The organism is uncultured Gimesia sp. (assembly GCF_937910335.1).
Classification (GTDB): domain Bacteria; phylum Planctomycetota; class Planctomycetia; order Planctomycetales; family Planctomycetaceae; genus Gimesia.
The window spans coordinates 1-4,476 of sequence record NZ_CALEMX010000326.1 but is presented as its reverse complement, the minus strand read 5'-3'; the positions used below and the strand labels follow the sequence as shown (position 1 = coordinate 4,476).

At 46.4% G+C, this 4,476-nt stretch carries 2 protein-coding genes; both read left to right on the top strand.

The features are described 5' to 3' along the window. The first annotated feature begins 121 nt into the window (after positions 1 to 121). On the top strand, positions 122 to 3,628 hold the full coding sequence (locus Q0668_RS12975) for a DUF1553 domain-containing protein (RefSeq protein WP_298865299.1): 3,507 nt from the start codon (positions 122 to 124) through the stop codon (positions 3,626 to 3,628). An 18-nt stretch (positions 3,629 to 3,646) separates the two neighbouring features. Beyond that, the coding region (locus Q0668_RS12970; RefSeq protein WP_298865297.1) for a DUF1501 domain-containing protein at positions 3,647 to 4,476 on the top strand (830 nt) is incomplete at its 3' end.

Sequence of the window (4,476 nt, the reverse complement as noted above, 5' to 3'; positions counted from 1 at the left end):
GGTCATATTAGAGTATTCTACACTGCTGATTTCTCCGGAAAATAATAAAAAGAGAAGGAATGCGTTTTTCATGAGACGTTTTAGAACTACTCATTCAAAGAGCACTTTCTGTCCAGAAGAAATGATATATCGTCTGTGGAAGGATACAAAATGGACATTTCTGTTTGTGGCACTTGTTGCCGTTTTCGGCCTGGCCCCACTCGCATTGTGCGATGAGATTGACTATTTGAAACAGGTTAAACCGATTCTGAAGGAACGTTGTTTTTCATGTCATGCCTCTTTGAAACAGGAATCAGAGTTGAGGTTGGATACCGGCAAATTTATGCGAAAGGGTGGGGAAAGTGGACCTGCTGTTCTTCCGGGAAAAGCTTCAGAAAGCCCATTACTTGATCGGATTAAAAGCCATGATGATGCTGACCGGATGCCCCCCGAGGGAAAACCACTCACAACAGAGCAAGTAGAGCTAATTCGCAAGTGGGTTTCAGAGGGTGCAAAGTCTCCTGAAAGTGAACAGGCCGAAAAAGACCCTCGTGAGCATTGGGCGTTTACGAAGCCCATTCGTATCAAGATTCCATTATCACAAAAAGGAAAGCCATACAAAAATCCGATCGATGGTTTTCTTGGATCACATTATCTGCAGCATAGCTTATTGCCACAGCCAGCAGCGCCTCGGCATGTTTTATTACGACGCGTTTACCTGGACTTGATTGGTGTACCACCCACACGTGAAGAATTTCATGCGTTCATGGCTGATGAATCTGCTTCTGCATATGAAAAGGTCGTGGATCGACTTTTAGCAGATCCACGTTACGGAGAGCGTTGGGCCCGACATTGGATGGATGTCTGGCGGTACAGTGACTGGTATGGACGTCGTAATGTGCCTGATGTTTCAAACAGTGCACCGCAAGTCTGGCGCTGGCGCGACTGGATTGTGAAATCGTTGAATCAGGACCATAGTTATGATCGAATGGTGCAGGAAATGCTGGCGGGTGATGAGATTGCACCGGAAGATGATGAGGCCGGTTATGCGACGGGTTATCTGATTCGTAACTGGTATGCGCTCAATCCGAATGACTGGATGCGAAATACGGTGGAGCATACCGGAAAGGCATTTCTGGGGTTAACTTTTAATTGTGCCCACTGCCACGATCACAAATATGACCCGATCACGCATGACGATTACTTTCGCATTCGCGCTTTTTTCGAGCCAATCTATATCCGACAGGATCAAGTTCCAGGCGAAGCAGATCCTGGACGATTTGAAGACTACAAATATGGAAAAATTCGCACAATTCAACAGTTGGGAGCTGTACGAGTTTTCGATAAGAGCCCCAAGGCGCCTACCTGGTTCTATACCGGTGGCGATGAACGAAATCGTATCAAAGATCGAGGTTCCATCTCGCCAGGTGTACCTGATTTCCTGGCAGCGTCTTTTCCGAAAATTAAATCTGTTCAATTACCCACTCGCGCCTGGTATCCTGGATTTCGACCTGCGATTCAGAAATCGGCTCTGACTGAAGCTACCCAGTCACTCAAGCAGGCCAAGCAGGAGTTGGTTGTTGCAAAAAATTCTGATACCAAACCATCTAAGGTATTACTCCAGCAACTTGCAAAAGCAGAAACAGACTACACGGAAGCTGTGAAGAAGGCGAAGCAATCAAAAACCCCTGGTGCATTAACGGGGCGTCAATCATTACTGTTAGATGCAAGTGCAGGGCGGCGTATCGTTTTGAACAAGCTGCAACAACTTAAAAAGCTTGAGAACGAATCACGTTTGGAATTTCAGTTACAGATCATGAATGATTCACATGTAAATTTTCAATTTGTCAAAGATATTCCGAAAGGACTGACTGCCAGTTGCGTTGCTTTTGAGAAAGGACGCATTCTTGCGTACAAGCCCGGTAGTACAAGTGAATTCGAAGCGGGTCGTTACGATTTCAAAGCGGAACAAAATCGTTTTCAGGTTGAGCTCGTTCTAAAAACGAAATCTGACCAATGCTTACTGACAGTTCGTTTGCTACCCGTTGGAAAGACATTGATCGACAAACTTCCTGTAGCTTTAAACAAATGGAATCCTGTTGGTGATCCGACAAAAGCGATTGCCTTTGATGCGAGAACCGGCAGCGTTGCCGTCATTGATGAGGTCATCTTTTCAGGACCACCATCTTCAAAATCGGAGTCTGTCGTACATTTCGGGTTTGAGCAACCCCGTTTCTCAGACGGGAATGACATCGTTGGAATCAGTGGTTGGATTCCCTCAACCGGGTGTGTGGATCCTGCAATATCGGTTGTATCTCAGGTCGCAGGAAATCAAGCGCTTCAGAATTTAAAAGCGAAGTTGAATAAAATTCGACGCGCAGTCCGGACCCCGTCGTTACCGCTTCTCGTCGCAGAAGCAAAGGTGACTGCAGCACACACAACACAGGCCAGTATTGAAGCTCGGATAGCAGCGGATCGAGCAAAGTATGGAAAAAAGAGCGCTGCCGATTCGGTCGCTTTGTTTACTCACGCCAGCCTTTTGGAAAGAGAAGCAGCATTTCAAAAGATCCAGGCCAGCGTCTTGACTGTAGAACGTGAACTTTCTGTTGCCGAAGCAAAGCCTGCAAAAAATACCAAACGAAAGCAGGAAATCGAAACAGCCAATAAAAAACTGGCAACAGCAAAAACAGAGCTTGAGAAGGCCCGGCAAAGACTGGCAGATCAATCGCAGAATCAGAAATACACGGCCTTTAGCCCCGTGTATCCGCAAACCAGTACAGGGCGACGCACGGCATTAGCTGAGTGGATTACCAGTCGTGAGAACCCGCTTACTGCGCGTGTTGCCGTAAATCATATCTGGATGCGTCATTTCCACACGCCTCTCGTTGCCAGTGTTTACGACTTTGGCCGCAATGGTAAAACTCCTACACATCCGCATCTTCTGGACTGGCTTGCCGTTGAGTTTATGGAGTCGGGTTGGAATATGAAACAATTGCATCGCTTGATCCTGACTAGTGATGCCTATCGACGGAGTTCATCATCCAGGAATGCAACCAGATGGCTTGAGGTTGACCGCGAAAATCAATTACTTTGGCGGATGAATTCCGGTCGGATGGAAGCTGAGGTTATCCGAGACAGCCTGTTGTACTGTGCGGGAAAACTTGACCTGCAAATGGGAGGCCCCGTTATTGAAAACAAAGAGTCTCTCACTACTCATCGACGTAGTCTGTACTATAGTGTCTATCCCGAACAAGGTGGTAAGAGTCCTTTGGGAGAGCTGTTCGATGGACCTGATTCAGTCGATTGTTATCAGCGTACGCGAACAATTATCCCTCAGCAGGCGCTCGCACTTACCAACAGTGATCTGGTGCATGAGTTGAGTACTAAAATTGTTAGTGACTGGGAGAAAACGAATACGGGTCAATCAAACGTCAATAGTGATAAACTGGTTGAGCAAAAACAGTTCGTGGCAGCAATGTTTGAACAGATTCTCTCACGCACTCCCAAAGATACCGAGCTTGCGGTTTGTATTAAATCGTTTCAACTACCGAAGAATGCAGATAAAAAAACAAAGGCATCTGATACTCGCATTCGTGAGAGTATTGTCCGTGCGCTCATCAATCACAATGACTTTGTTACTGTGAGATAGAAATAATAAGGTAGAATTATGACATCCAATTCACATGAATTCTCTGATTTTCATTGCAACCCCACTCGTCGTGATTTTCTATCGGATTTGGGCATGGGATTTACCGGTCTTGCACTGGGAGCAATGTTGGCTGACGATGGGCACCTAAAAGCGGGAGAACAGGTAGCCGGTCAATCCAAAGCACACTTCGCGCCTAAAGCAAAATCGGTAATTTGGATTTTCTTATCTGGTGGATACAGTCATCTGGAAACATTCGACCCCAAGCCGGCACTCAACAAATACGCGGGAATGACTTTTGATAAAACGCCTTTCGAAAACCCCGTTAATTCGCCGTTGCATAAGAAACGCTTCCGTTCTGTTACAGCTGATGAAGTCAATGTTCGCGATGTTTACCCATCCATCTATCCTATGCAAGTTGGTTGGAGAAAACATGGTGAAGCCGGCATCGAAATAACCGACTGGTGGCCACATTTAGCAAAACGTGTTGATGACCTCTGCTTTATTCGCAATATGTGGACGACCGACAACGATCACGCCGCTGAGAATCAAATTCACACAGGTCGACATCGTCTGGATGAACCACAACCGAGCATTGGTGCTTGGGCTCACTATGGACTTGGCGCTCTCAATCAAAATCTGCCTAAGTATGTGGTTTTAGGCGGACCGACACGCTCGGATACACGTCAGTCAATCGATTCGCTCTATCTCGGTCCACAGCATGCCGGCGTTCCACTTTCGCTTAATGGGAAAACTCCATTACCATTCGGTCAGCGCAAGGCCAGTCAATCTTTGCTGGAACAACAGCGAGAATATGAAATGATCAATCAATTAAATGAATTGACAGCCGT